The following is a 21,366-nucleotide window of genomic DNA, read 5'->3' as shown; positions in this document are numbered from 1 at the left end:
AGGGTTGTCCTTTTATTTTTTATTCTTTACGGCATCGGCCTCTTTGAGCATTTCTTTTACGGCTGCCTCCAATTGTTCATCTTCGCCGTTCAACGATTTTTCAGGCGTGTTGTATACGGTGATGTCGGGTTCCAGCAGATGGTTTTCCATGTACTGGCCACGCATATCCATGCAGCCTACCTGCGGGATACCGAACACGATAGTTGGGTCTATCTGGCGTTCCCACCAAACGGCGGTCATCGTGCCGGGCACAGGAGCACCAATCAGTTTGCCGATTTTCAGCTCTTTGTATACCCATGGGAAGCCATGTGCGTTACTATAGTTATCTTCGCAGACCATGACGCAGGAAGGTTTCAGCCATTTGTTGAACGGATCACTGCCGATGTATTGTCCACGTGGCACGAAGCGCTGGTATTCTTTGCCGCTCAGCAAAGTGGCCAGGTCGTCGTGAAGCCATCCTCCACCGTTGTGTCGGGTATCCACGATGACGGCTTCCTTGTTACGGTTCCGGTCACTCAGCAATTCGCTATATACGGTGCGGAAGCTTGGACTGTCCATTCCTTTCACGTGTACATACGCAATACGTCCTCCGGAAAGTTTTTCCACCATCTGCTCATTCCGTTTCACCCAGCGCTTGTAAAGAAGCTCGTTCTGTGCCCCCATGCTGATGGGTTTGATGCTCACCTGGAAGCGCTTGCCGTTGGCTGGGTTGTAGATACTGAGTTGTACATTCTTTCCGGCTTTTCCTTCCAGCATCGGGAAATAGTCAGTACCTTTCAGTATGGCTTGTCCGTCGATTTTTTCAATGATGCAACCCGGAGTGACCTCGGTTTTCTTGACGGCAAACGGACCTTTGGCGATGATTTCCTGAATCTTCAAGCCGTCGCCTTCGTACTGGTTGTCGAAGAAGACACCCAGGCAGGCGGTTGACAGGGTAGCTCCCGGTGCATAATAGCGGGCGCCGGTATGGGAGCCGTTCAGTTCACCCAGCAGTTCACTCAGCATTTCCTGGAAGTCATAGTTGTTGTTGATGTGCGGCAAGAAACGGGCATAACTTTCGCGGTAGAATTTCCAGTCGGTTCCATGTAAGTCGGCCACGTAGAACTTGTCGAGTACCTGCTGCCAGATGTGGTTGAAGATATATTCCCGTTCCTTGTACGGACGGTAGTTGAAGATGGCTTCGAAATTCACGTTTTTGATGTCGTTTTTCTCAGTGTCAATCTTCTTGATGGCTCCGTTACTGCACAAGAACAGCTGTTTGTCTTCTTTGTTGTAAATCAGTGAACCATATCCGATATCTTTAAGCAGGAGTTCGGTCTTCTGTTCCTTTAAGTCGTGTACCCAGAGGTCGGCTCCATCTTCAAAAGAAGCCTGGTAATACAATTTGTCACCTTTGGGAGAAAGTACGGCATCGCCTAAGAAAGAAGAGTTTACTGTCAGTCGGATCACGCGGTCACGACAATTTTCCAAGTCGAAGGTCAGAGGAGTAACTTCATCCTCTTTTTCTGATTTGTCTTTCTTTTTGTCCTTTTTCTTGTCGTCCTTGTTGTCCTTTTCTTCATCTTTCTTCTCTTTTTCTTCCACCAGTGCCAGCTCTTCTTTGCTCAAGCGGAAACGTTCGTAGGCATCCAGGTCGAAGAACATGATGTAGACATCGCTTTCAGCTCCCCAGCTTCCGTGACTTCTGTATCCGGCACGGTCGCTTTCCCAGATCATGGCTTTGCCATCCAGTACCCATTTGGCATTGGAATCGTTGTAGCCGCTTTCTGTCAGGTTATGGATTTCGCCGTTGCCGGAAGCGTTGACCAGTGCTACGTCGTTGTTGTTCCATCCTCCTGTGCCGATGTAGCCGCAAAGTAGCCAGCGGCTGTCGGGACTCCATTGGAACCACTGGTCACCGTCGCTGTAAGAGTATTCGTATTTTCCGTCCATGGCGGTACATACGGATTTATCTTTCAGGTTGAGTACACGTAAAGTGGTACGGTTTTCAAGAAAGGCAACTTTCTTTCCGTCCGGGCTGTATTGGGGTTGGAAAGAAGTGACTTGTGTCTGTGTGAGCCGTTCTTCCTTGATGCCGGTGGCATAAGTGAACAGCTTTTCTTCCTTTTCAGTAAGGGTAGACTGGTAAATCTGCCAGATGCCGTTTCGTTCAGAAGCATATACGATGCTTCTTCCATCGGGAGAAAAGTCTATGCTACGTTCTTGTTCAGGGGTATCTGTGATTTGCTTGGTGGTTTTATAGTCGGTAGATGTGACAAAGACATCGCCGTGAAGCACGAAGGCCACTTCTTTTCCGTTAGGGGATACGGCAATTTCCGTAGCTCCGGAGGTTCTGATTTGGTGTGCAAGTTCCGTTTCAGTCTGGTCTGTCACGATGCGGATGTTGACTTTCTGTGGAGACTGCCCTTCTTTAACCGTATAGATTTCGCCGTCGTAGCCGTAGCATAACAAACCGTTCTGGGCGGCAGACAGGAAACGTACCGGGTGTTGGGTATGGTGGGTCAGCTGTACTTCGTTGCTTCCATCCAAGTTGCGTTTGAATACATTGAACGAACCTCCTTTTTCACTCAGGTAGTAGAACGACTGGTTGTCGGCACTCCATACCGGGCTGCGGTCTTCTCCGTTGAAAGAAGTCAGTTTCTGGTAAGAGCGTTTATGATTGGCATCTTCCTTGCTGATCCAAATGTCGCGGGTAATGGAAGAAGTGTGATGTTTGCGCCAAGGGTCTTCATATCCTTTCTGGTCGTGATAGAGCAGGGTTGTACCGTCTTTACCTACGCTGATATCTTCCATGGGGAAAGAAGAATACAGAACGGGGCGTCCTCCTTGGGTACTGACTTCATACACTTGCGGAAACTGGGAACTGGGGAAAGACAAGTCGGTTGCATTTGGCATTACGCTTGCCCTGAATAAAATATGTCCTTCATCTGTAAAAGTTACAGGTAATTCATTCCCGGAGTGAGTGGTAAGTCTTTGGGGAGTTCCTCCATCCTTGGAGACGATGTAGATGTCCAAGCTGCCTTGGCGGGAAGATGCAAAGGCAATCTGCTGTCCGTCCGGACTCCAGATAGGATGTGTATCAAAAGCCTGGTTTGTGGTCAGCTGTTTGGCATTTCCTCCCGTAGAGGCTACGGTATAGATGTCTCCTTTGTAACAGAATGCGATGGTGTTTCCATCTGGGGAGATGGCACAATAGCGCATCCATAACGGATTTTCTGCCGCTCCGGCCATCGTGCATGTGGCAAGAGCAGTAATCAACAATTGGGTTTTCATTCGTGAATTTATTTTTTCTTTCGGTTAAAAAAACGGTGAATGCGTTGGAAAATCATGATGCCGGTCCGGAGTCCGTCGTAGGCAGCAATTCCAGCATTGACATGCTGCATGAGATTCTCCATCTTGTTTTTGCTTTGCTGGGGAGCAAATAAGTTTTCAGTAAGTTGCTGTATGCGTGCCTTCGAGTCCCTGAGTTCTTGCTTCTTTTGAGCTCTCAGTCTGGAAATCATTTCCACGCTATAATTGATAGGGGTTTTTATTTCGTCCATTATTTTATTCTTTTGGGGTAGATTCGTTTAAAAATAACCGGGCCAGGAAATGTACCATAGGTTGGAAAATCCATTGTTTCCGCATTCGGTAGATAAGAATAGCCAAAAGGAGCACGACTCCTCCGATAATGGCATATCCGCCAATCAGACTTCCTACAAGAGGAGCTAAAGCGTAGACCAGCATGAATGAGAAATAGAAAAGCGCCATCATGCCGAGTATGATAAGTATGAGGATGAGAATAAGGGTGGACAGAAGAATCGTCAGTTTTTCTACTAAATCCAGTTTTATGTACTGTCCTTGGAGTTCAATGTATTTTTTGACTTCTTTGAAAAGGGCCTCCAGGTTGTCAATGCTTTTATCGTTTGCGAACATAAGCAGTTATTCTTTGATGAAAAAATAAAAGCAGACTTTTCCCTCGGAAAAGCCTGCTTTATACTTACGACAAATTATTCAGCGTCTTTTACTTCTGCTGCAATCTGATCGACCAAATCTTCCATTTCAGCACGATTCAGTCGAATGCCTTTCTTGCGAAGAACTTCTGCGATTTTTCTACGGGTTTCTTCGCCTTTTTCCGGAGCAAACAAAATGCCTGCTGCAGCTCCTAAAGTTACACCACCCAAGAATGCTGCTACGATACTTAATGCTTTCATAAATCTGCTTTTTTAAAGTTATTACTTTACAAATCTAATAATAATCCTGATATGTTGTTCTTTTTTTATTGAAAAATGCATATCTATGTAAGGTAAAGAGCATAATTAACTGATTTTAATAGTCAGGCAGATTTTATATTGTTACCTTTGCAACAGTTAAACTGAATATTCATCTAATTTTGTATAGATAACATGAAGAAAGTAGTTGTAATGGGAATGGCATTGTGCACTGCATTGGCGTTCTCTTCTTGTAAATCAAGTGAAAGTGCTTACAAGAAAGCTTATGAAAAGGCTAAACAGCAAGAATTGGCAGAAGCATCAGCTGCCACAGAGGCTCCGGCAGAAGCTCCTGCAGTGGAAGCAGCACCGGCTCCCGTAGTTTCTACAGCTCCAGTACGAGAAGAAAAAGTAGAACTCGTTTCTGGCGATGGATTGAAAGCCTACAGCGTAGTTTGTGGTAGCTTTGGAGTAAAAGCCAATGCAGATGGGCTGAAGTCTAAACTCGATGGTGACGGATATAATGCCAAAGTGGTATATAATGCGGAACGTAATATGTACCGTGTGGTAGTAGAATCATTCGATACCAGAGATGAAGCAGCTCGGGCAAGAGACGCATTCAAGGCCAAATATCCGAATCGTGAGGATTTCCAAGGCTCTTGGTTGTTGTATCGTGTCTATTAATTTGACATAAAATAAGATTTATTGGTCCATATAGGTGGATTGAAAGCGACTGTTTTTACACGGTCGCTTTTTTTTGTATATTTGCCGCCTGAAAATAATTAGCATTTATGAAGTTATATAGGATTATTGGTGTGTGCCTGCTTGGCATGCCTTTGGCAATGCATGCGCAGGAAAAGGTTGTTCCCATTAAATATGGCGATATGGACCAGTGGGTAACCCGTAAGATTCACGAATCAGGAATTATCGGGGGAAATACAAAATTGTTGTATGAACTGGGACCGACAAAGGAAATAGATGGAAATGTGGCGTATGTGAATCAGGGCGGGTCTCCATGGGGAAACTCCAATGTGATGGCCAAAGTGATGGGAATCGTAAAGACCAATACCAGCGTATATCCTGAAAAGAGAGGTAACGGCTATTGTGCCCGTTTGGAAACCCATATTGAAAGTGTGAAGGTGCTGGGCTTGGTAAATATTACGGTATTGGCTTCTGGATCAATGTTTCTTGGAGATATGAAAGAGCCTATTACCGGTACTAAGGATGGAGAGAAAGCTTTGAATTCGGGCCTTCCTTTTACTTCACGTCCTAAAGCCATCCGTTATGACTATAAAGTGCAGATGTCGGGTGAACCCAATCGTATCCGTCAGACAGGTTTCAGCAAGAAGGCAACCATTCCAGGGCAGGATTGCGCCATTATGGTGTGCCTTTTACAGAAACGTACGGAAGATGCGGAAGGGAATATCATTGCTAAACGAGTGGGAACGGTGGCTGTGAAATATAATAAGACTCAGGGATGGCATAATGGAGCTACGTATGAAATTATGTATGGAGATATTACGCATGACAAACGTTATGTGGCAGATTTGATGCAACTGGGTACAGGTGGATATTATGCTCGAAATAGTAAAGGAGAAAGCAAGCTGATTAAGGAAGTGGGTTGGGCTGGAGAAAATGAACATCCTACTCATCTGATTCTTCAGTTTACGTCCAGTATGGGAGGTGCCTTTATCGGGTCGCCTGGAAATAAGTTATGGATTGATAATGTCAATTTGGTATATTGAGATTGCAAATTACGTTTTTGAGAAGTAAAAATCAGATAAAATAAGGCCCTATATATAAATAAGGTGTAAAAGCCGGTTTTTTTTAATTATTTTTTCTCCTATTCTTGATTGACTTTAAAAAGAAATACTTATTTTTGCATCGCAATCGAGGAGAAAGGGATGACATTTTAATACTTCTCTTTGGTTACAGACAGAGTGAGTGTTTATAAAGCAATTATAAAACCTTTAAATTTTAAACAAAATGATTAAAGTAGGTATTAACGGTTTCGGTCGTATCGGCCGTTTCGTATTCCGTGCAGCTCAGAACAGAAACGATATTCAGATCGTAGGTATTAACGACTTGTGCCCGGTTGATTACTTGGCATACATGTTGAAATATGATACTATGCACGGTAAATTCAACGGTACTATCGAAGCAGACGTTGAAAACAGCAAATTGATCGTTAACGGTAAAGAAATCCGTGTAACTGCTGAAAAGAATCCTGCTGATTTGAAATGGGATGCAGTTGGCGCTGAATACGTTGTTGAATCAACTGGTTTGTTCCTGACTAAAGAAAAAGCTCAGGCTCACATTCAGGCAGGTGCTAAATATGTTGTAATGTCAGCTCCTTCTAAGGATGACACTCCGATGTTCGTTTGCGGTGTTAACGAAAAGACTTACGTTAAAGGTACTCAGTTCGTTTCTAACGCTTCTTGTACTACTAACTGCTTGGCTCCTATCGCTAAGGTTTTGAACGACAAATGGGGTATCACTGATGGTTTGATGACTACAGTTCACTCAACTACTGCTACTCAGAAAACTGTTGACGGTCCTTCTATGAAAGACTGGAGAGGTGGTCGTGCTGCTTCTGGTAACATCATCCCGTCTTCAACTGGTGCTGCTAAGGCTGTAGGTAAAGTTATCCCGGCTTTGAACGGTAAACTGACTGGTATGTCTATGCGTGTTCCGACTTTGGATGTATCTGTAGTTGACTTGACAGTTAACTTGGCTAAACCGGCTACTTATGCTGAAATCTGCGCTGCTATGAAGGAAGCTTCTGAAGGCGAATTGAAGGGTATCCTGGGTTACACTGAAGATGCAGTTGTTTCTTCTGACTTCTTGGGTGACACTCACACTTCTATCTTCGATGCTAAAGCTGGTATTGCTTTGACTGATACTTTCGTTAAAGTTGTTTCTTGGTATGACAACGAAATCGGTTACTCTAACAAAGTATTGGATTTGATCGCTCACATGGCTTCTGTAAACTGCTAATTAGTTTAAACCATATAGCGAAAGCCGTCAGGATTTTCCTGGCGGCTTTTTTTTGCTCATAATCATGCTTGATGTGCAGAAAAAGGTTATCTTTGCTGCCGAACTCCTCAATTTGGCTCTTATGAAGTATGATTTGATTACGATACTGGGTCCTACGGCTTCCGGCAAAACTTCTTTGGCGGCCGCATTGGCAGCTCGTCTGAAAACAGAAATTATCAGCGGCGACAGCCGGCAGGTGTATCGTAAAATGGATTTGGGAACAGGAAAAGATTTGTCGGATTATGTGGTAGATGGTTACCAAGTTCCTTATCATCTGATTGACATAGTGGATCCGGGATATAAGTATAATGTCTTTGAATATCAGCGGGATTTCCTGGCTGCGTATGAAGACATGAGGTCCAGAGGGCTTCTTCCTATCTTGTGTGGAGGAACAGGCATGTACCTGGAGTCTATCTTGAAAGGTTACCGTTTGCTGCCTGTACCTGAAAATAAAGAGTTGCGGGAGCGATTGTCTTCCAAATCTCTGGCGGAACTGACAGAGATACTAAGCCATTATAAGAAATTGCACAATTCCACCGACGTGGATACGGTGAAACGGGCGATTCGTGCCATTGAAATCGAAGAATTTTATTTGACTCAGGATGTCAACGCTCGTTCGTTTCCGGAGATACACAGTCTGATTATTGGTGTAGACATTAACCGGGAACTACGGAGAGAAAAAATAACCCGCCGGTTGAAAAAGCGACTGGAAGAAGGGATGGTGGATGAAGTGAAATCCTTGCTGGCAGAGGGTATTCATCCGGATGACTTGATTTATTATGGACTGGAATATAAATACCTGACTTTGTATGCGATTGGAAAACTTTCGTACGAGGAGATGTTCCATCAGCTTGAAATCGCCATCCATCAGTTTGCCAAACGGCAGATGACCTGGTTCAGGGGTATGGAAAGGAGGGGATTCCAGATTCATTGGATCAATGCGGAATCGCCGATAGAGGAGAATGTGAAACTAATTGTAGACTTGATAAATTAACCGATATGGCAGTAGAACCAGACAGATGGGGGGTCATTTACAACCCTAAAGCCGGAAGTCGCAAAGCGCAGAAACGCTGGCGGAATATTCGCGCTTACATGGACGAGTGTAAGGTGAAATATGACTATGTGCAGTCGGAGGGATTTGGGTCTGTAGAGCGCCTGGCAAAAACGATGGTGAACAACGGATACCTGACCATTGTAGTGGTGGGAGGTGACGGAGCCATCAATGATGCGTTGAATGGCATTATGAATTCCGATATAGAAGACAAGCAGAAAGTGGCGTTGGGCATCATTCCCAATGGCATTGGCAATGATTTTGCCAAATACTGGGGCTTGAATTCGGATGATTACAAGATGGCGGTGGATGTATTGATTAACCGCCGCTTGCGGAAAATAGACACAGGCGTATTTTCTTATTTTGATGGAGAACAGCATCAGACCCGCTATTTCCTGAATGCAGTTTACATGGGACTGGGGGCACGGATTGTGCGGATTACCAATGAAACCCGAAGATTCTGGGGTATTCCGTTGGTTTCTTATCTGGCTTCTTTGTTTTTGGTGGCATTTGAAAGAAAATTGTATCGGATGCATCTGAAGGTGAACGATGAGCATATCCGGGGGCGGATCATGGCGGTGGCTGTGGGTAGCGCTTATGGCTATGGACTTACGCCGAGTGCAGTACCTTACAATGGATGGCTGGATGTATCGATTGTATATCGTCCGGAACTGCGTGAATTGATTTCCGGATTGTGGATGTTGCAACAGGGACGTTTGTTGAACCATAAAATCGTAAAGCCTTACCGGACACGTTGTGTAAAAGTATTACGGGCTCAAAATGCGGAAGTCAGTCTGGATGGACGTCTTTGGCTGGACCGTCATTTCCCTATTGAGATAACTATTGCTCCAGAAGCGATAACTTTGATAATTCCTGATTGATTATGATAAAGAACATTTCAGATTTGAAGCGGGAGGATATGTTTTTCCTCTTGGCTGGACCGTGTGTGATAGAAGGAGAAGACATGGCGCTCCGTATTGCAGAAAAGGTAGTGAAGATTACGGATAAATTGCATATTCCTTATGTGTTCAAAGGGTCTTACCGGAAGGCGAACCGTTCGCGCTTGGATTCTTTTACAGGCATTGGCGATGAAAAGGCTTTGAAGATTCTGGCAAAGGTGCGGAGTACGTTTGATGTACCTGTAGTGACGGATATCCATACAGCTCCCGAAGCTGAAATGGCTGCCGAATATGTCGATATTTTGCAGATTCCGGCCTTTCTTTGCCGTCAGACGGATTTGCTGGTAGCGGCAGCCCGTACGGGAAAGATGGTCAATATCAAGAAAGGACAGTTTCTTTCACCGGCTGCCATGCGATTTGCCGCAGATAAGGTGGTGGAAGCCGGAAACGATCAAGTGATGCTGACGGAGCGTGGTACGACCTTTGGTTATCAGGATCTGATTGTGGATTATAGGGGGATTCCGAAAATGCAGTCTTTCGGACATCCGGTAATTTTGGATGTGACCCATTCTTTGCAGCAGCCTAACCAGGCTTCAGGAGTAACCGGAGGTATGCCGCAGCTGATTGAAACGATGGCTAAGGCTGGTGTGGCAGTCGGCGTGGATGGTCTGTTTATGGAAACGCATGAAGATCCTTCCAAAGCGAAGAGTGACGGGGCTAATATGCTGAAACTGGATTTGCTGGAAGACTTGCTTGTCAAACTGGTACGTATTCGTCAAAGTCTGTGAGTTGCCGATGAAACAATTCTTAGGTGTGAAGTGTGGACTTAAATGGAAGGTTACTTTGTGGATACTTTGGGGATTAACCCTGAAAGTAGCCGCACAAAGTGAGCCTATGATTTCTTCTCAGGAACAACCGTTACTGGAACGTTTGACCGAGGGAAAACGCAAAGTGGACTGGGCCGATATGAATATCCAGTTCTGCTCGGCGGTGGATGCGTCTTTTCAGAACGGACAATTGGATGAGACGGCTTTCAAGGTGCATCGTATCCGTTTGGAGGTGTTGGGAGGTTTTCATGAGAAGTTTACCTATCATTTTCGGCAATCATTGAATCAGTACACTACTCCCAATATTCCGTTGGATAATCTTTCGGGTTCGGTGGAGCTGGCCATGGTGGGTTGGCAGTTGAATGACAGATGGAAGCTGACCGCTGGAAAGCAGGCTGTGCAGTTCAGTGGGTATGAATGTTGGGTGAATGCCATTAAAGTACGGCATTATTCTGATTTTAACAACACGATACCTTGCTATCAGGCCGGATTGAATGTGGCGTATAAGATGAACGACAGCCATGAATTTAATTTTCAGGTGACCAACAACCGGAATGGAGACAGCAATGACCAGTTCATGTATGGATTGCCAGAAGGAGTGGAGGCCACCAAGATTCCTTTGCTGGCTACGGTGAACTGGGACGGATATTTCGTGGATCATGCCATGCAGCTCCGTTATTCGTTGTCGTATGGGCAGCTGGCCAAAAATAAGAATGTCTTTTATTTTACCTGCGGTAATGTGTGGGACAAGAAACCTTTTTTGGGGTACATCGATTTCATGTATTCTCGCGAGGGAATCGATTCGAAAGGATTGATTAGCGGAGTGACCGTACAGGATGGAGTAGGGAAGACTTTGTCGAACGTGGATTATTTCACGACTATTTTTAACCTGGACTATCGGGTAGCTTCTCATTGGAATCTTTATGTGAAAGGAGTGTATGAGCAGGGAAATGTGTTCAAGTCGTCGGGTGATGTGAATGCCGGTACCTATCGGAGAGTGTGGAACGCCCAGCTTTGTGCCGAATACTATCCATTGAAAAACAGTGAACTATTATGCTATTTGCATTTGCTGTATAAGAATGTGCATCTCACGGAAAGAGCCACGCGCTGGGGAGCTGAAAGTTATAACCAGCAGCGAATTTCATTGGGATTGGTTTACACCCTTCCTGTTTTCTAAACGGAACAGATTTTATACGTGACATCTGTTTATGTATTCCAATAAAAAACTATATCTTTGCAGCACGAAACAGAGAGGATTATACTAAAAAGTAAAAAGATATGCTTACCATTAAACAAATTACAGAAGATACCGACAAGGTAATTCGTGGATTGGAAAAGAAGCATTTTGCCAATGCAAAAGAAACAATTGCCAAAGTGCTTGAACTGAACGACAAAAGACGTAGTGCACAGAATCAATTAGATAAAAATCTTTCAGAAGTAAATTCTACTTCAAAGGCGATTGGAGCCTTGATGAAAGAAGGCAAGAAAGAAGAAGCTGAGGCTGCCAAAGCACGTGTGGCAGAAATCAAGGAAGCCAGCAAAGACTTGCAGGCCGAGATGGATAAGGCAGCAGAAGATATGCAGAACTTGCTTTACACTATTCCGAATGTGCCTTACGAATGTGTACCCGAAGGATTTGGCGCGGAAGACAATGTGGTAGAGAAGATGGGTGGAATGGAAACCGAACTTCCTAAGAACGCTCTGCCTCACTGGGAACTGGCAAAGAAATATGACTTGATTGATTTTGACCTGGGTGTGAAGATTACAGGAGCCGGTTTCCCGGTATATAAAGGAAAAGGAGCTCGTTTGCAGCGTGCATTGATCAACTTCTTCCTGGATGAAGCTCGTGCAGCAGGTTATGAAGAAATTATGCCTCCTACGGTAGTGAATGCTGCCTCAGGATATGGTACAGGACAGTTGCCTGACAAGGAAGCTCAGATGTATCATTGCGAACTGGATGATTTGTATCTGATTCCTACGGCCGAAGTTCCGGTAACGAATATTTACCGTGACGTGATTTTGGATGAGAAGCAACTTCCGATCAAGAATTGTGCGTATACACAGTGTTTCCGTCGTGAAGCAGGTTCTTATGGTAAAGATGTACGTGGCTTGAACCGTCTGCACGAGTTCTCTAAGATTGAGCTGGTACGTATTGATAAGCCGGAACATTCCAAACAGTCTCATCAGGAAATGTTGGATCATGTAGAAGGTTTGTTGAAGAAGTTGGAACTTCCTTACAGAATTCTTCGTCTGTGTGGTGGAGACATGAGCTTTACAGCTGCGCTTTGCTTCGATTTTGAAGTTTATTCCGAAGCACAGAAACGTTGGTTGGAAGTCAGCTCTGTTTCTAACTTTGATACTTACCAGGCCAATCGTTTGAAATGCCGTTATCGTACCGCAGAAAAGAAAACGGAATTGTGCCACACTTTGAATGGTTCTGCATTGGCTTTGCCGCGTATCGTAGCTGCATTGCTTGAAAACAATCAGACTCCGGAAGGTATTCGTATCCCGAAAGTATTGGTACCTTACTGCGGATTTGATATCATAGATTAAGGAGCATAGGGCGTTTTGCCTATCCCCATTTTTAGTCGTCTGACAAATCTCTTTTTAAGATAAAATAAGAGAAATTTGTCAGGCGACTTTTTTTTAGCGTAAGAATTGTCATCTCTAATATGATATTTTTTGGAAAAATGTGCCTTAGAAGCCAAAAAAAAAGGATTTTGGTTTTGCTATTAGTTTTTAATCATTAATTTTGAGGGGAAATAAATAACATCTTTTTAGAACGAATATTAATTTATAACCTTAATATACAACTATGAGTTATTTACGATTTGATAAGACGATAATGACAAATCTGGAAGAAACTCTGACAAGAGAAATTCTTCGTACAAATCGCTCGGGGGCTTATCATTGTTCGACTATTGTGGATTGTAATACTCGCAAGTATCATGGCTTGTTGGTAATACCGGTTCCGGAATTGGATGATGAGAATCATGTATTGCTTTCTTCGTTGGATGAGACTGTCATCCAGCATGGGGCAGAATTTAATTTAGGTCTGCACAAGTATGGAGGTGATAATTTCAGTCCGAGAGGACACAAGTACATCCGTGAGTTTGAATGTGAGAAAGTGCCGACTACAGTTTATCGTGTCGGGGGATGTGTGCTGAAGAAGGAAAAAGTGTTTGTGCATCATGAAAACCGTATTTTGATTCGATACACGTTGATGGATGCACATTCAGAAACTACGCTCCGGCTTCGTCCTTATCTGGCTTTCCGAAGTGTGCGTCAGTATACTCACGAAAATGCGCAGGCCAGTCGTCATTACGATCTTGTGGAGAATGGAATTAAAACTTGCATGTATCCGGGATATCCGGAACTTTATATGCAGTTGAGTAAGGAAAATGAATTTTGTTTCCATCCTGACTGGTACAGAGGAATTGAATATCCAAAGGAACGTGAACGTGGATATGATTTTAATGAAGATCTGTACGTTCCAGGTTATTTTGAAGTAAGTATCAAGAAAGGAGAATCAGTCACATTTTCTGGAGGAGTTTCCCCTATCGAAACACAGTCTTTAAATGCTTTGTTTGCTGCCGAAGTAGAGCAGCGTACTCCACGTGATAACTTTAAGAACTGTCTGATCAATTCCGCTCATCAGTTCCTGAACAAGCAGGATGGTGAATCTTACATTTTGGCCGGATATCCTTGGTTTAAATGTCGGGCGCGCGACATGTTCATCTCTTTACCGGGACTGACATTGTCCATTGGAGAGGTTGGTAAGTTTGAGATGATTATGGATACTGCCATAAAAGCGGTGTATGCCTTTATGGAAGGAAAGGATAGCCATCTGAAAGTAACGGAAATCGAACATCCGGACGTGTTGCTGTGGATGGTATGGACCATACAGCAGTATGCCAAGATGGTTTCTTGGGATGAGGCAAGAGTGAAGTACGGCAAGTTGCTGAAAGATGTGATGGAATACCTGGCAGGTAGTAAGCATCCTAATCTGACGGTGCATGACAATGGGCTGGTTTATACCAACGGAAAAGAAAAGGCTGTGACTTGGATGAATTCTACGGTCAACGGACGACCGGTAGTAGCCCGAACGGGATATATCGTGGAATTCAATGCGTTATGGTACAATGCTCTCTGTTTCGTAGCCGATCTGCTGGCTGGAGACGAGGGCTTTGCTGCTTATTTGCGTCAGTTTGCTGAAAAAGCGGCTCCTTCTTTCATCCAGACTTTCTTGAATGAATATGGCTATCTGCTGGATTATGTGGATGGCAACATGATGGACTGGAGTGTGCGTCCGAACATGATTTTTGCCGCTGCATTCGATTATTCTCCGCTTGATTCCAAACAGAAGAAGGGAGTAATTGACATTGTGACCAAGGAACTGCTGACTCCGAAAGGCCTTCGTTCTTTGAGTCCGAAGAGTGGCGGTTATAATCCGAACTATGTGGGACCGCAATTGCAGCGTGATTATGCCTACCATCAGGGAACTGCATGGCCGTGGTTGGAAGGATTCTACTTGGAAGCTTATTTGCGCATTTACAAGCGGAGCGCCATTTCGTTTGCGGAACGTCAGATGATCAGTTATGAAGACCAGATGACTTGTCACTGCATCGGTTCTATTCCGGAATTGTTTGATGGAAATCCACCGTTCCAGGGAAGAGGAGCCATTTCATTTGCCATGAATGTGGCGGAAATTTTACGTACATTGAATTTGTTGGAGAAATATAACAATCAATAAGAAGAGGAGGAGTTTGTATGAAAGTTTTGATGTTTGGTTGGGAATTTCCTCCTCATATCTTAGGAGGATTAGGTACAGCCAGTTATGGACTGACTCATGGACTTGCCCAGCAGGAGGATATGGAAATTACTTTCTGTATCCCGAAACCTTGGGGGGATGAAGACCAGAGTTTCTTGCGTATTATAGGAATGAACAGCGTGCCCATTGTATGGCGTGACGTGCAGTGGGATTATGTGAAAGACAGAGTAGGAAGCTACATGGATCCGCAGCTTTATTATGATTTGCGTGATCATATCTATGCGGATTTCAATTATATGCACACCAACGATTTGGGCTGTCTGGAGTTCTCAGGAAGATATCCGGACAATCTGCATGAAGAAATCAATAATTATTCAATCGTGGCAGGAGTAGTGGCCCGTCAGCAGCAGTTTGATATTATCCATTCACACGACTGGCTGACTTATCCGGCAGGTATCCATGCAAAGCAGGTTTCCGGAAAACCATTGGTAATCCACGTACATGCCACGGATTTTGACCGTAGTAGAGGAAATGTCAATCCTACGGTTTATTCCATTGAAAAGAACGGTATGGATCATGCGGATTGCATTATGTGTGTGAGTGAGCTTACCCGTCAGACCGTAATCAACAAGTATTATCAGGATCCCCGTAAAGTATTTACCGTGCACAATGCCGTATCTCCGCTTTCCAAGGAGATTCAGGATATTCAGGTCAAGAAGAATCCGAAAGAGAAGATTGTGACGTTCCTGGGACGTATTACAATGCAGAAGGGACCGGAATACTTCGTAGAAGCAGCAGCCATGGTATTGAAGCGTGCCCGTAATGTGCGTTTCGTAATGGCTGGAAGTGGAGATATGATGAATGCGATGATCCGTCTGGCGGCCGAAAGAGGCATTGCCGACCGGTTCCATTTCCCGGGATTCATGAAAGGAAAGCAAGTATATGAAGTCTTGAAAATGAGCGACGTATACATTATGCCTTCAGTCTCTGAACCGTTTGGTATTTCACCTTTGGAGGCCATGCAGTGTAGCGTGCCGACGATTATTTCCAAACAGTCAGGATGTGCGGAGATTCTTTCCAAGTGTATAAAGACCGATTATTGGGATATACACGCCATGGCAGATGCTATCCATTCTATTTGTACGAACCAGTCATTGTATGAATATCTCCGTGACGAAGGGAAGAAAGAAGTGGACGGAATCGTATGGGAAAAGGTCGGCGTAAAGATTCGTGGACTTTATGAGCAAGTCTTAAAAAATTATGGTAAATAAAACAGCAATACAATATGAAAACAATTTGTCTTTACTTTGAAATACACCAGATTATCCATCTGAAACGCTATCGTTTCTTTGAAATCGGTTCTGAACATTATTATTACGACGATTATGCCAACGAACAGGGTATGAATGAAGTGGCTGAACGCTCTTATATTCCGGCATTGAAAACCTTGATTGAAATGGCTAAATCTTCAAATGGAGCGTTTAAAGTTGCATTGTCCATCTCTGGAGTGGCTTTGGAACAGTTGGAAATTCATGCTCCGGCAGTGATTGAACTGTTGCATGAGCTGAATGCAACCGGTTGTTGCGAATTCCTCTGCGAGCCTTATTCACACGGTTTGTCTTCGTTGAAGAATGAAACCTGCTTCCGTGAAGAGGTGGAACGTATGCGGGTGAAGATTAAAGATTATTTCGGTCAGGAGCCCAAGGTATTCCGTAATTCCAGCTTGATTTATGATAATGAAATTGGAGGTATCGTAGCTGATATGGGCTTCAAGGGAATGCTGGCAGAAGGTGCAAAGCATGTATTGGGATGGAAGAGTCCGCACTATTTGTATCATTGTGCCGAGAACCCGAATCTGAAATTGTTGCTGCGTGACTATAAGCTGTCAGACGATATCGGCTTGCGTTTCTCTAATACTGAATGGAGCGAATATCCGTTGTTTGCCGATACATACATCGGTTGGATTGCTTCTTTGCCAGAGAACGAGCAGATTATCAATATCTTTATGGAGCTTTCAGCACTGGGTATTTACCAGCCGTTGTCATCCAATATATTGGAATTCTTGAAAGCGTTGCCTGAATGTGCCCGTCAGAAAGGCATCACATTCTCTACACCTTCTGAGATTGTTTCTAAGCTGAAGTCAGTAGATATGCTCGATGTACCTTATCCGATGTCTTGGACCGATGAAGAAAGAGATATCAGCCCGTGGTTGGGTAACGTGATGCAACGTGAGGCATTCAATAAACTTTACAGTGTGGCAGAACGTGTATATTTGTGTTCAGACCGCAGAATCAAGCAAGACTGGGATTACCTGCAGGCCAGCAACAATTTCCGTTTCATGACCACCAAACAGATGGGCGTGTCTTTGGACCGTGGTATTTACGATTCGCCGTATGATGCGTTCACCAATTACATGAATATCTTAGGTGACTTTATCGGACGTGTCAATGCTTTGTATCCGGTAGATATGGAAGATGAAGAATTGAACTCTTTGTTGACCACTATCCGCAACCAGGAAGAAGAACTGGTACAGTTGAACGATGAAGTGAAACATTTGCAGGAAGAGCTGAAGGAGAAAGAACAGAAAGCGGAAAAGGCTCCCGCAAAGAAAGCTCCAGCCAAGAAGGCTGCTTCTTCTACGGCTAAGAAGACTACTTCAAAGAAAGCATAAATCTCCGAAGTATCGGGACAAAAAAATCCTGGAATCAATCGATTCCAGGATTTTTTTTATGCTATAGAATTAAATAAATGCATTGTTTATTTATTGAATCTTGGTTTGGTATAGATAACTTCCATTTTTATCTTTTCACCGTCTTCACCTCCTACTAACTTGGCTGAGTTCACCTCCAAATCGTGCGAAAGCCCGATTGTATTTCCCTGTGAGTCTGTTTCTGTTTTCACCGGAATCAATACCAGCGTATTATATTCATCCCATCCTTCAGCAGGTTCTTCTTTGGTTCTCATGTCGCTGAATATCTGACTGATCAAACGGTTTACTTGTGAGAAGGAATAAGAATTTGTGGTACTGCTGTAAGTGCCAAGGAAAGACGTCTTGCTGTCGTAATTTTGCTTCTGTTCAAAGAAATCTTTTACCTCACTCTTCCGGATAAGCAACAAATTCTGTGGTGTTCCCATCTTGTAAGGACTGCTTGCAGAGGTTTCGCTGACATTTTTGTATTTGGTAAATGACATGGATACAGAGTTCAGTGTATCATTGCCAAGGGCTTCATACATTTCTTTCAGCGGGAGTTTCACTTCCGTGCAAAGTCCGGCAGGCGTTTTCAGATACGTGTTGTGCGTTTCAGCCGCCAGTCTTTCCAAGTTGTCTCCAGAGTTACTCAGACGCGTAGACATATATACCTCATTGGTTGCTGCAAATGGGATAGAAGTGTAGACCAAAGAATCCACTTTTCCAGATGAACTTTCCATCAGGTAGCTCACTTTCATGCGCAACCAGATAGCTCCGATGTATAGAATCGAGCCCTCTCCACTTGTATTGTGTACATAGAATCCTGGCAATACGTTGTGAATGAATGAGTAGGAATCTTTGAAGTTATTTTTGTCTTCGTTGTATTTTCTTTTCAAGTAGGTACTGAAAGTTTCTTCTCCTTTTGCTTTTTTGGCTTTGTCCAAGTCGATTACCAAGGGAGGATAATATCCATTGGCACTTTTGATGGAGTCGATTTCCTCTTCTGTCCAAGAGTTGTCACGAACGGCATAATCCTGTTCGGCCAATGCCTCTTCGTTTTTGTTGTAGAAATTCTCTGGATTATAGGAGGTATAATATAGCCCCAAGTCCTCGCCCGTATCATCAATCGCCTGATTCAGCAAATCCACTCTTACTCGCATGGGAGCCAATGAATCACCGAAGAAACTGGAATAAGAAAGCTCCAGCGTGGTGGATATAATATCCTGCATGGTTTCCGGAAATTCAAAATTTTCCGTACAATTGATTTGTGTGATGAAATCCGTGGTATAGGTTCCAAAGTCCGGGTCTGTAAATTTCCCCAAATATGCATTGCTGGTACGGGAGAATACGCCATCCGGATTCAGGTCTGTATATTTCAGTGTCTTTGTAGTTGCTTCGAATGTTTGGGCCGATGCGGTGATTTCATCTGCGTCTGCCACAAAATCACCGATACCAGTGGTGGTATCATCACAGCTGTAGAGTGTGGCTGCAAGTGCGATTGCGGCCAAGAACTTAAGTCTCATTTTTGTACTTTTTTATCTATTTATATTATTCAGCCCCATCGAATACCTTGTCGTAGAATGCGTCACACGCATCTGCGTAGGCATCGCCTGAAGCGTATTCAAGCACCGGAATGTTCAGACTGTGTGCGTAGTCAATGACATTCTGGTTGACAGTCTCATCGTTTTGAATCACTCCGTCGGAGTAGGCTACCGCCAGTTTGCAGAGGTCTTCATAGCTTGCCGGAGATTTCAGCATGCTGAGGTCTTCCGGAGTCACTTCCTTGAAGAGTGCCTGATCGGCAAAGTTGGGAGCGAGAGTGGATTTGAAGCCCTCCTGATAAAGAGAATAAATCACTTTTGAGTCGCGGAAAGAAGGTTCGTCATAATAAGCCTTCTTGATATAGAGTGGAACCATTGCGCTCATCCATCCGTGGCAGTGAATCACATCCGGGCACCAGCGTAATTTCTTCACGGTCTCCAGTACGCCACGGGCATAGAAAATGGCACGTTCACCATTGTCCTCATAGTCGTTTCCATTTTCGTCGCACGTCATCTGTCGATGCTGGAAATAGTCGTCATTATCAATGAAGTACACTTGTCTGCGCGCAGCCTGGATAGATGCCACCTTGATAATCAGCGGGTGATCCGTATCGTCGATAATTAAATTCATTCCAGACAGACGGATTACTTCATGCAGCTGATTTCTGCGTTCGTTCACGATGCCCCATTTAGGCATGAATGTTCTGATTTCGCGCCCTTTGTCTTGTATGGCTTGTGGTAATTTCTGGCCAATCAGTGCCAGGTTACTTTCGGGTACGTAAGGAGTAATTTCTTGTGTAATGAATAAAACTTTTTTCGCGCTCATTGTATTATTGTTGCTCTTAACAGAGTGCAAAGATACAAAAAATAAGGCAATGAAGCGAAAGGGCGGGCGTTTATAAATCCTTATAGTATGTTAATGTATTGATAAACAGTAGGCTATATAAGTGTTTGTTATACAGGATAGCTGTAGTAAATTCGGTTGGTGAAGAAAGAATTTTTCATTTCCGTTTCTTTTTGTGGCAAATAAATAGTTACTTTGCAGCCGTTTTCTGAATTTACGACTAAAAACAGGAAGAAGATGAAGTTAATTCAAACTATCAGTGAGCTTCGCACCGAACTGGAGGCTTTCCGCAAAGAAGGAAAGACCATCGGACTGGTTCCGACGATGGGAGCTTTGCATGCGGGTCACGCTTCACTGGTGAAACGTGCCGTGGCTGAGAATGATGTAGTAGTAGTCAGCGATTTTGTAAACCCTACGCAGTTTAACGATCAGAATGACCTTCTGAAGTATCCGCGTACGCTGGAAGCAGATTGCGCTTTGCTGGAGTCTTGTGGAGCGACATTGGCTTTTGCCCCTTCTGTAGAGGAAATCTATCCGGAACCGGATACCCGTCAGTTCAGTTATCCGCCGTTGGATACCGTAATGGAAGGAAAGTTTCGTCCGGGACATTTCAATGGCGTTTGCCAAATTGTGAGCAAGCTGTTCTTGATGGTAGAACCTGACCGTGCTTACTTTGGTGAGAAGGATTTCCAGCAACTGGCCATCATCCGTGAGATGGTGCGGAAGTATCCTTTCAACATCCAGATTGTGGGTTGTCCGATTGTACGCGAGGAAGACGGCTTGGCCTTGAGCAGCCGCAATGCCCGACTCACTCCGGAACAACGGAAAGAAGCCTTGCAGATTTCGAGAGCCTTGTTTGCCAGCGTGGATTTCGGCCGGTCACGCATCTTGCGTGAAACCAAGGAGTACGTGGAAGAGTGTATCCGTCGGGCTCCGGGTTTGGAACTGGAATATTTCGAGATTGTAGACGGAAATACCCTGCAGCCGGTGAAAGCATGGGATGAAAGCAATTATATTGTAGGTTGCATGGCTGCTTATTGTGGCGATGTACGTCTGATTGATAACATTAAATATAAAGGATAACGGATGATGATGATTGAAGTGTTGAAGTCGAAACTTCATTGCGTAACGGTGACAGAAGCAAACCTGAATTACATGGGCAGCATTACGATTGATGAAGATTTGATGGATGCGGCCAACCTGATTGCCGGAGAGAAAGTACAGATTGTAGACAACAACAACGGTGAGCGTTTTGAAACCTATATCATAAAAGGCGAACGCGGCACCGGATGCATTTGTCTGAACGGGGCAGCAGCCCGCAAGGTACAGGTGGGCGACGTGGTGATTATCATGTCGTATGCCCTCATGGACTTTGAGGAGGCCAAGCATTTCAAGCCGACCGTGGTATTCCCGGATACGGCCACCAACCGTCTTCTGTAATCTTTTGAAGAGATATTGAATGAAAAAAGAGGCTGTCTCAAATTGAAATATAATTTGAGATGGCCTTTTTTGTGTCTG

19 protein-coding genes are annotated in these 21,366 nt (G+C 44.2%); 13 read left to right on the top strand and 6 right to left on the bottom strand.

Annotated features, from left to right (window positions below; translation table 11 throughout):
- Positions 1 to 12 precede the first annotated feature (12 nt).
- The 4 genes from RDP42_RS07465 to RDP42_RS07450 all read right to left on the bottom strand — a co-directional run bounded on the left by RDP42_RS07465 (position 13) and on the right by RDP42_RS07450 (position 4,193).
- Positions 13 to 3,273 (bottom strand): S41 family peptidase, encoded by a 3,261-nt coding sequence (locus tag RDP42_RS07465; protein ID WP_308763185.1) that lies wholly within the window; start codon positions 3,271 to 3,273, stop codon positions 13 to 15.
- Positions 3,274 to 3,281: 8 nt separating this feature from the next.
- Positions 3,282 to 3,542, bottom strand: coding sequence for a hypothetical protein (locus tag RDP42_RS07460; protein ID WP_308763184.1), 261 nt, complete (start codon positions 3,540 to 3,542; stop codon positions 3,282 to 3,284).
- A 4-nt stretch (positions 3,543 to 3,546) separates the two neighbouring features.
- Positions 3,547 to 3,915: a phage holin family protein gene (locus tag RDP42_RS07455; RefSeq protein ID WP_308763183.1), complete on the bottom strand. Its 369-nt coding sequence runs from the start codon at positions 3,913 to 3,915 to the stop codon at positions 3,547 to 3,549.
- 74 nt (positions 3,916 to 3,989) lie between these two features.
- Positions 3,990 to 4,193, bottom strand: coding sequence for a YtxH domain-containing protein (locus RDP42_RS07450; protein ID WP_072543161.1), 204 nt, complete (start codon positions 4,191 to 4,193; stop codon positions 3,990 to 3,992).
- A 192-nt stretch (positions 4,194 to 4,385) separates the two neighbouring features.
- Here RDP42_RS07450 and RDP42_RS07445 point away from each other — a divergent pair, with 192 nt between their 5' ends.
- The 11 genes from RDP42_RS07445 to RDP42_RS07395 all read left to right on the top strand — a co-directional run bounded on the left by RDP42_RS07445 (position 4,386) and on the right by RDP42_RS07395 (position 17,445).
- The gene (locus RDP42_RS07445) at positions 4,386 to 4,874 is read left to right on the top strand and encodes an SPOR domain-containing protein (RefSeq protein WP_303916821.1); all 489 of its coding nucleotides are present in this window, start codon (positions 4,386 to 4,388) and stop codon (positions 4,872 to 4,874) included.
- Between the two features lie 107 nt (positions 4,875 to 4,981).
- On the top strand, positions 4,982 to 5,935 hold the full coding sequence (locus RDP42_RS07440; protein WP_308763182.1) for a PCMD domain-containing protein: 954 nt from the start codon (positions 4,982 to 4,984) through the stop codon (positions 5,933 to 5,935).
- A gap of 241 nt (positions 5,936 to 6,176) precedes the next feature.
- The gene (gene gap, locus RDP42_RS07435; protein ID WP_072543158.1) at positions 6,177 to 7,187 is read left to right on the top strand and encodes a type I glyceraldehyde-3-phosphate dehydrogenase; all 1,011 of its coding nucleotides are present in this window, start codon (positions 6,177 to 6,179) and stop codon (positions 7,185 to 7,187) included.
- Positions 7,188 to 7,308: 121 nt separating this feature from the next.
- Positions 7,309 to 8,220: a tRNA (adenosine(37)-N6)-dimethylallyltransferase MiaA gene (gene miaA / locus RDP42_RS07430; RefSeq protein ID WP_308763199.1), complete on the top strand. Its 912-nt coding sequence runs from the start codon at positions 7,309 to 7,311 to the stop codon at positions 8,218 to 8,220.
- A 5-nt stretch (positions 8,221 to 8,225) separates the two neighbouring features.
- On the top strand, positions 8,226 to 9,158 hold the full coding sequence (locus tag RDP42_RS07425; protein ID WP_204474950.1) for a diacylglycerol kinase family protein: 933 nt from the start codon (positions 8,226 to 8,228) through the stop codon (positions 9,156 to 9,158).
- 2 nt (positions 9,159 to 9,160) lie between these two features.
- Positions 9,161 to 9,964, top strand: coding sequence for a 3-deoxy-8-phosphooctulonate synthase (kdsA, locus tag RDP42_RS07420; RefSeq protein WP_308763181.1), 804 nt, complete (start codon positions 9,161 to 9,163; stop codon positions 9,962 to 9,964).
- Between the two features lie 106 nt (positions 9,965 to 10,070).
- Positions 10,071 to 11,180, top strand: coding sequence for an OprO/OprP family phosphate-selective porin (locus RDP42_RS07415; RefSeq protein ID WP_374046938.1), 1,110 nt, complete (start codon positions 10,071 to 10,073; stop codon positions 11,178 to 11,180).
- 101 nt (positions 11,181 to 11,281) lie between these two features.
- Positions 11,282 to 12,556, top strand: coding sequence for a serine--tRNA ligase (gene serS / locus RDP42_RS07410; protein WP_308763179.1), 1,275 nt, complete (start codon positions 11,282 to 11,284; stop codon positions 12,554 to 12,556).
- Positions 12,557 to 12,818: 262 nt separating this feature from the next.
- Positions 12,819 to 14,756 (top strand): glycogen debranching enzyme N-terminal domain-containing protein, encoded by a 1,938-nt coding sequence (locus tag RDP42_RS07405; RefSeq protein WP_308763178.1) that lies wholly within the window; start codon positions 12,819 to 12,821, stop codon positions 14,754 to 14,756.
- A 17-nt stretch (positions 14,757 to 14,773) separates the two neighbouring features.
- Positions 14,774 to 16,045, top strand: coding sequence for a glycosyltransferase family 4 protein (locus tag RDP42_RS07400; RefSeq protein WP_308763177.1), 1,272 nt, complete (start codon positions 14,774 to 14,776; stop codon positions 16,043 to 16,045).
- 14 nt (positions 16,046 to 16,059) lie between these two features.
- Positions 16,060 to 17,445, top strand: a complete 1,386-nt coding sequence (locus RDP42_RS07395) for an alpha-amylase (RefSeq protein WP_308763176.1) — start codon at positions 16,060 to 16,062, stop codon at positions 17,443 to 17,445.
- Between the two features lie 86 nt (positions 17,446 to 17,531).
- On the opposite strand, the gene RDP42_RS07390 is transcribed toward RDP42_RS07395, so the two are convergent.
- Entirely contained in the window at positions 17,532 to 18,986 is a 1,455-nt protein-coding gene (locus tag RDP42_RS07390) for a DUF4270 domain-containing protein (RefSeq protein ID WP_308763175.1), read from the bottom strand.
- Between the two features lie 25 nt (positions 18,987 to 19,011).
- Positions 19,012 to 19,830, bottom strand: coding sequence for a glycogen/starch synthase (locus RDP42_RS07385; protein WP_303916322.1), 819 nt, complete (start codon positions 19,828 to 19,830; stop codon positions 19,012 to 19,014).
- Between the two features lie 255 nt (positions 19,831 to 20,085).
- On the opposite strand from RDP42_RS07385, the gene panC reads away from it, so the two are divergent.
- Together panC and panD are read left to right on the top strand one after the other, a co-directional pair.
- Positions 20,086 to 20,931, top strand: coding sequence for a pantoate--beta-alanine ligase (gene panC, locus RDP42_RS07380; protein WP_308763174.1), 846 nt, complete (start codon positions 20,086 to 20,088; stop codon positions 20,929 to 20,931).
- Between the two features lie 6 nt (positions 20,932 to 20,937).
- Positions 20,938 to 21,288, top strand: coding sequence for an aspartate 1-decarboxylase (panD, locus tag RDP42_RS07375; protein WP_204476771.1), 351 nt, complete (start codon positions 20,938 to 20,940; stop codon positions 21,286 to 21,288).
- Positions 21,289 to 21,366 lie beyond the last annotated feature (78 nt).

This window comes from uncultured Bacteroides sp. (assembly GCF_902472605.1).
GTDB lineage: Bacteria > Bacteroidota > Bacteroidia > Bacteroidales > Bacteroidaceae > Phocaeicola.
Note: the sequence above shows the minus strand (reverse complement) of the source record. Positions and strands in the feature narration are given on the sequence as shown.

Excerpts from the sequence above, each read along its gene's own strand:
- RDP42_RS07460 (WP_308763184.1), bottom strand. The coding sequence starts at position 3,542 with ATGGACGAAATAAAAACCCCTATCAATTATAGCGTGGAAATGATTTCC.
- RDP42_RS07415 (WP_374046938.1), top strand. The coding sequence starts at position 10,071 with ATGATTTCTTCTCAGGAACAACCGTTACTGGAACGTTTGACCGAGGGA.
- panD (WP_204476771.1), top strand. The coding sequence starts at position 20,938 with ATGATGATTGAAGTGTTGAAGTCGAAACTTCATTGCGTAACGGTGACA.
- miaA (WP_308763199.1), top strand. The coding sequence starts at position 7,309 with ATGAAGTATGATTTGATTACGATACTGGGTCCTACGGCTTCCGGCAAA.
- RDP42_RS07450 (WP_072543161.1), bottom strand. The coding sequence starts at position 4,193 with ATGAAAGCATTAAGTATCGTAGCAGCATTCTTGGGTGGTGTAACTTTA.
- gap (WP_072543158.1), top strand. The coding sequence starts at position 6,177 with ATGATTAAAGTAGGTATTAACGGTTTCGGTCGTATCGGCCGTTTCGTA.
- RDP42_RS07385 (WP_303916322.1), bottom strand. The coding sequence starts at position 19,830 with ATGAGCGCGAAAAAAGTTTTATTCATTACACAAGAAATTACTCCTTAC.
- RDP42_RS07465 (WP_308763185.1), bottom strand. The coding sequence starts at position 3,273 with ATGAAAACCCAATTGTTGATTACTGCTCTTGCCACATGCACGATGGCC.
- RDP42_RS07445 (WP_303916821.1), top strand. The coding sequence starts at position 4,386 with ATGAAGAAAGTAGTTGTAATGGGAATGGCATTGTGCACTGCATTGGCG.
- kdsA (WP_308763181.1), top strand. The coding sequence starts at position 9,161 with ATGATAAAGAACATTTCAGATTTGAAGCGGGAGGATATGTTTTTCCTC.
- panC (WP_308763174.1), top strand. The coding sequence starts at position 20,086 with ATGAAGTTAATTCAAACTATCAGTGAGCTTCGCACCGAACTGGAGGCT.
- RDP42_RS07455 (WP_308763183.1), bottom strand. The coding sequence starts at position 3,915 with ATGTTCGCAAACGATAAAAGCATTGACAACCTGGAGGCCCTTTTCAAA.
- serS (WP_308763179.1), top strand. The coding sequence starts at position 11,282 with ATGCTTACCATTAAACAAATTACAGAAGATACCGACAAGGTAATTCGT.
- RDP42_RS07405 (WP_308763178.1), top strand. The coding sequence starts at position 12,819 with ATGAGTTATTTACGATTTGATAAGACGATAATGACAAATCTGGAAGAA.
- RDP42_RS07425 (WP_204474950.1), top strand. The coding sequence starts at position 8,226 with ATGGCAGTAGAACCAGACAGATGGGGGGTCATTTACAACCCTAAAGCC.
- RDP42_RS07440 (WP_308763182.1), top strand. The coding sequence starts at position 4,982 with ATGAAGTTATATAGGATTATTGGTGTGTGCCTGCTTGGCATGCCTTTG.
- RDP42_RS07390 (WP_308763175.1), bottom strand. The coding sequence starts at position 18,986 with ATGAGACTTAAGTTCTTGGCCGCAATCGCACTTGCAGCCACACTCTAC.
- RDP42_RS07400 (WP_308763177.1), top strand. The coding sequence starts at position 14,774 with ATGAAAGTTTTGATGTTTGGTTGGGAATTTCCTCCTCATATCTTAGGA.
- RDP42_RS07395 (WP_308763176.1), top strand. The coding sequence starts at position 16,060 with ATGAAAACAATTTGTCTTTACTTTGAAATACACCAGATTATCCATCTG.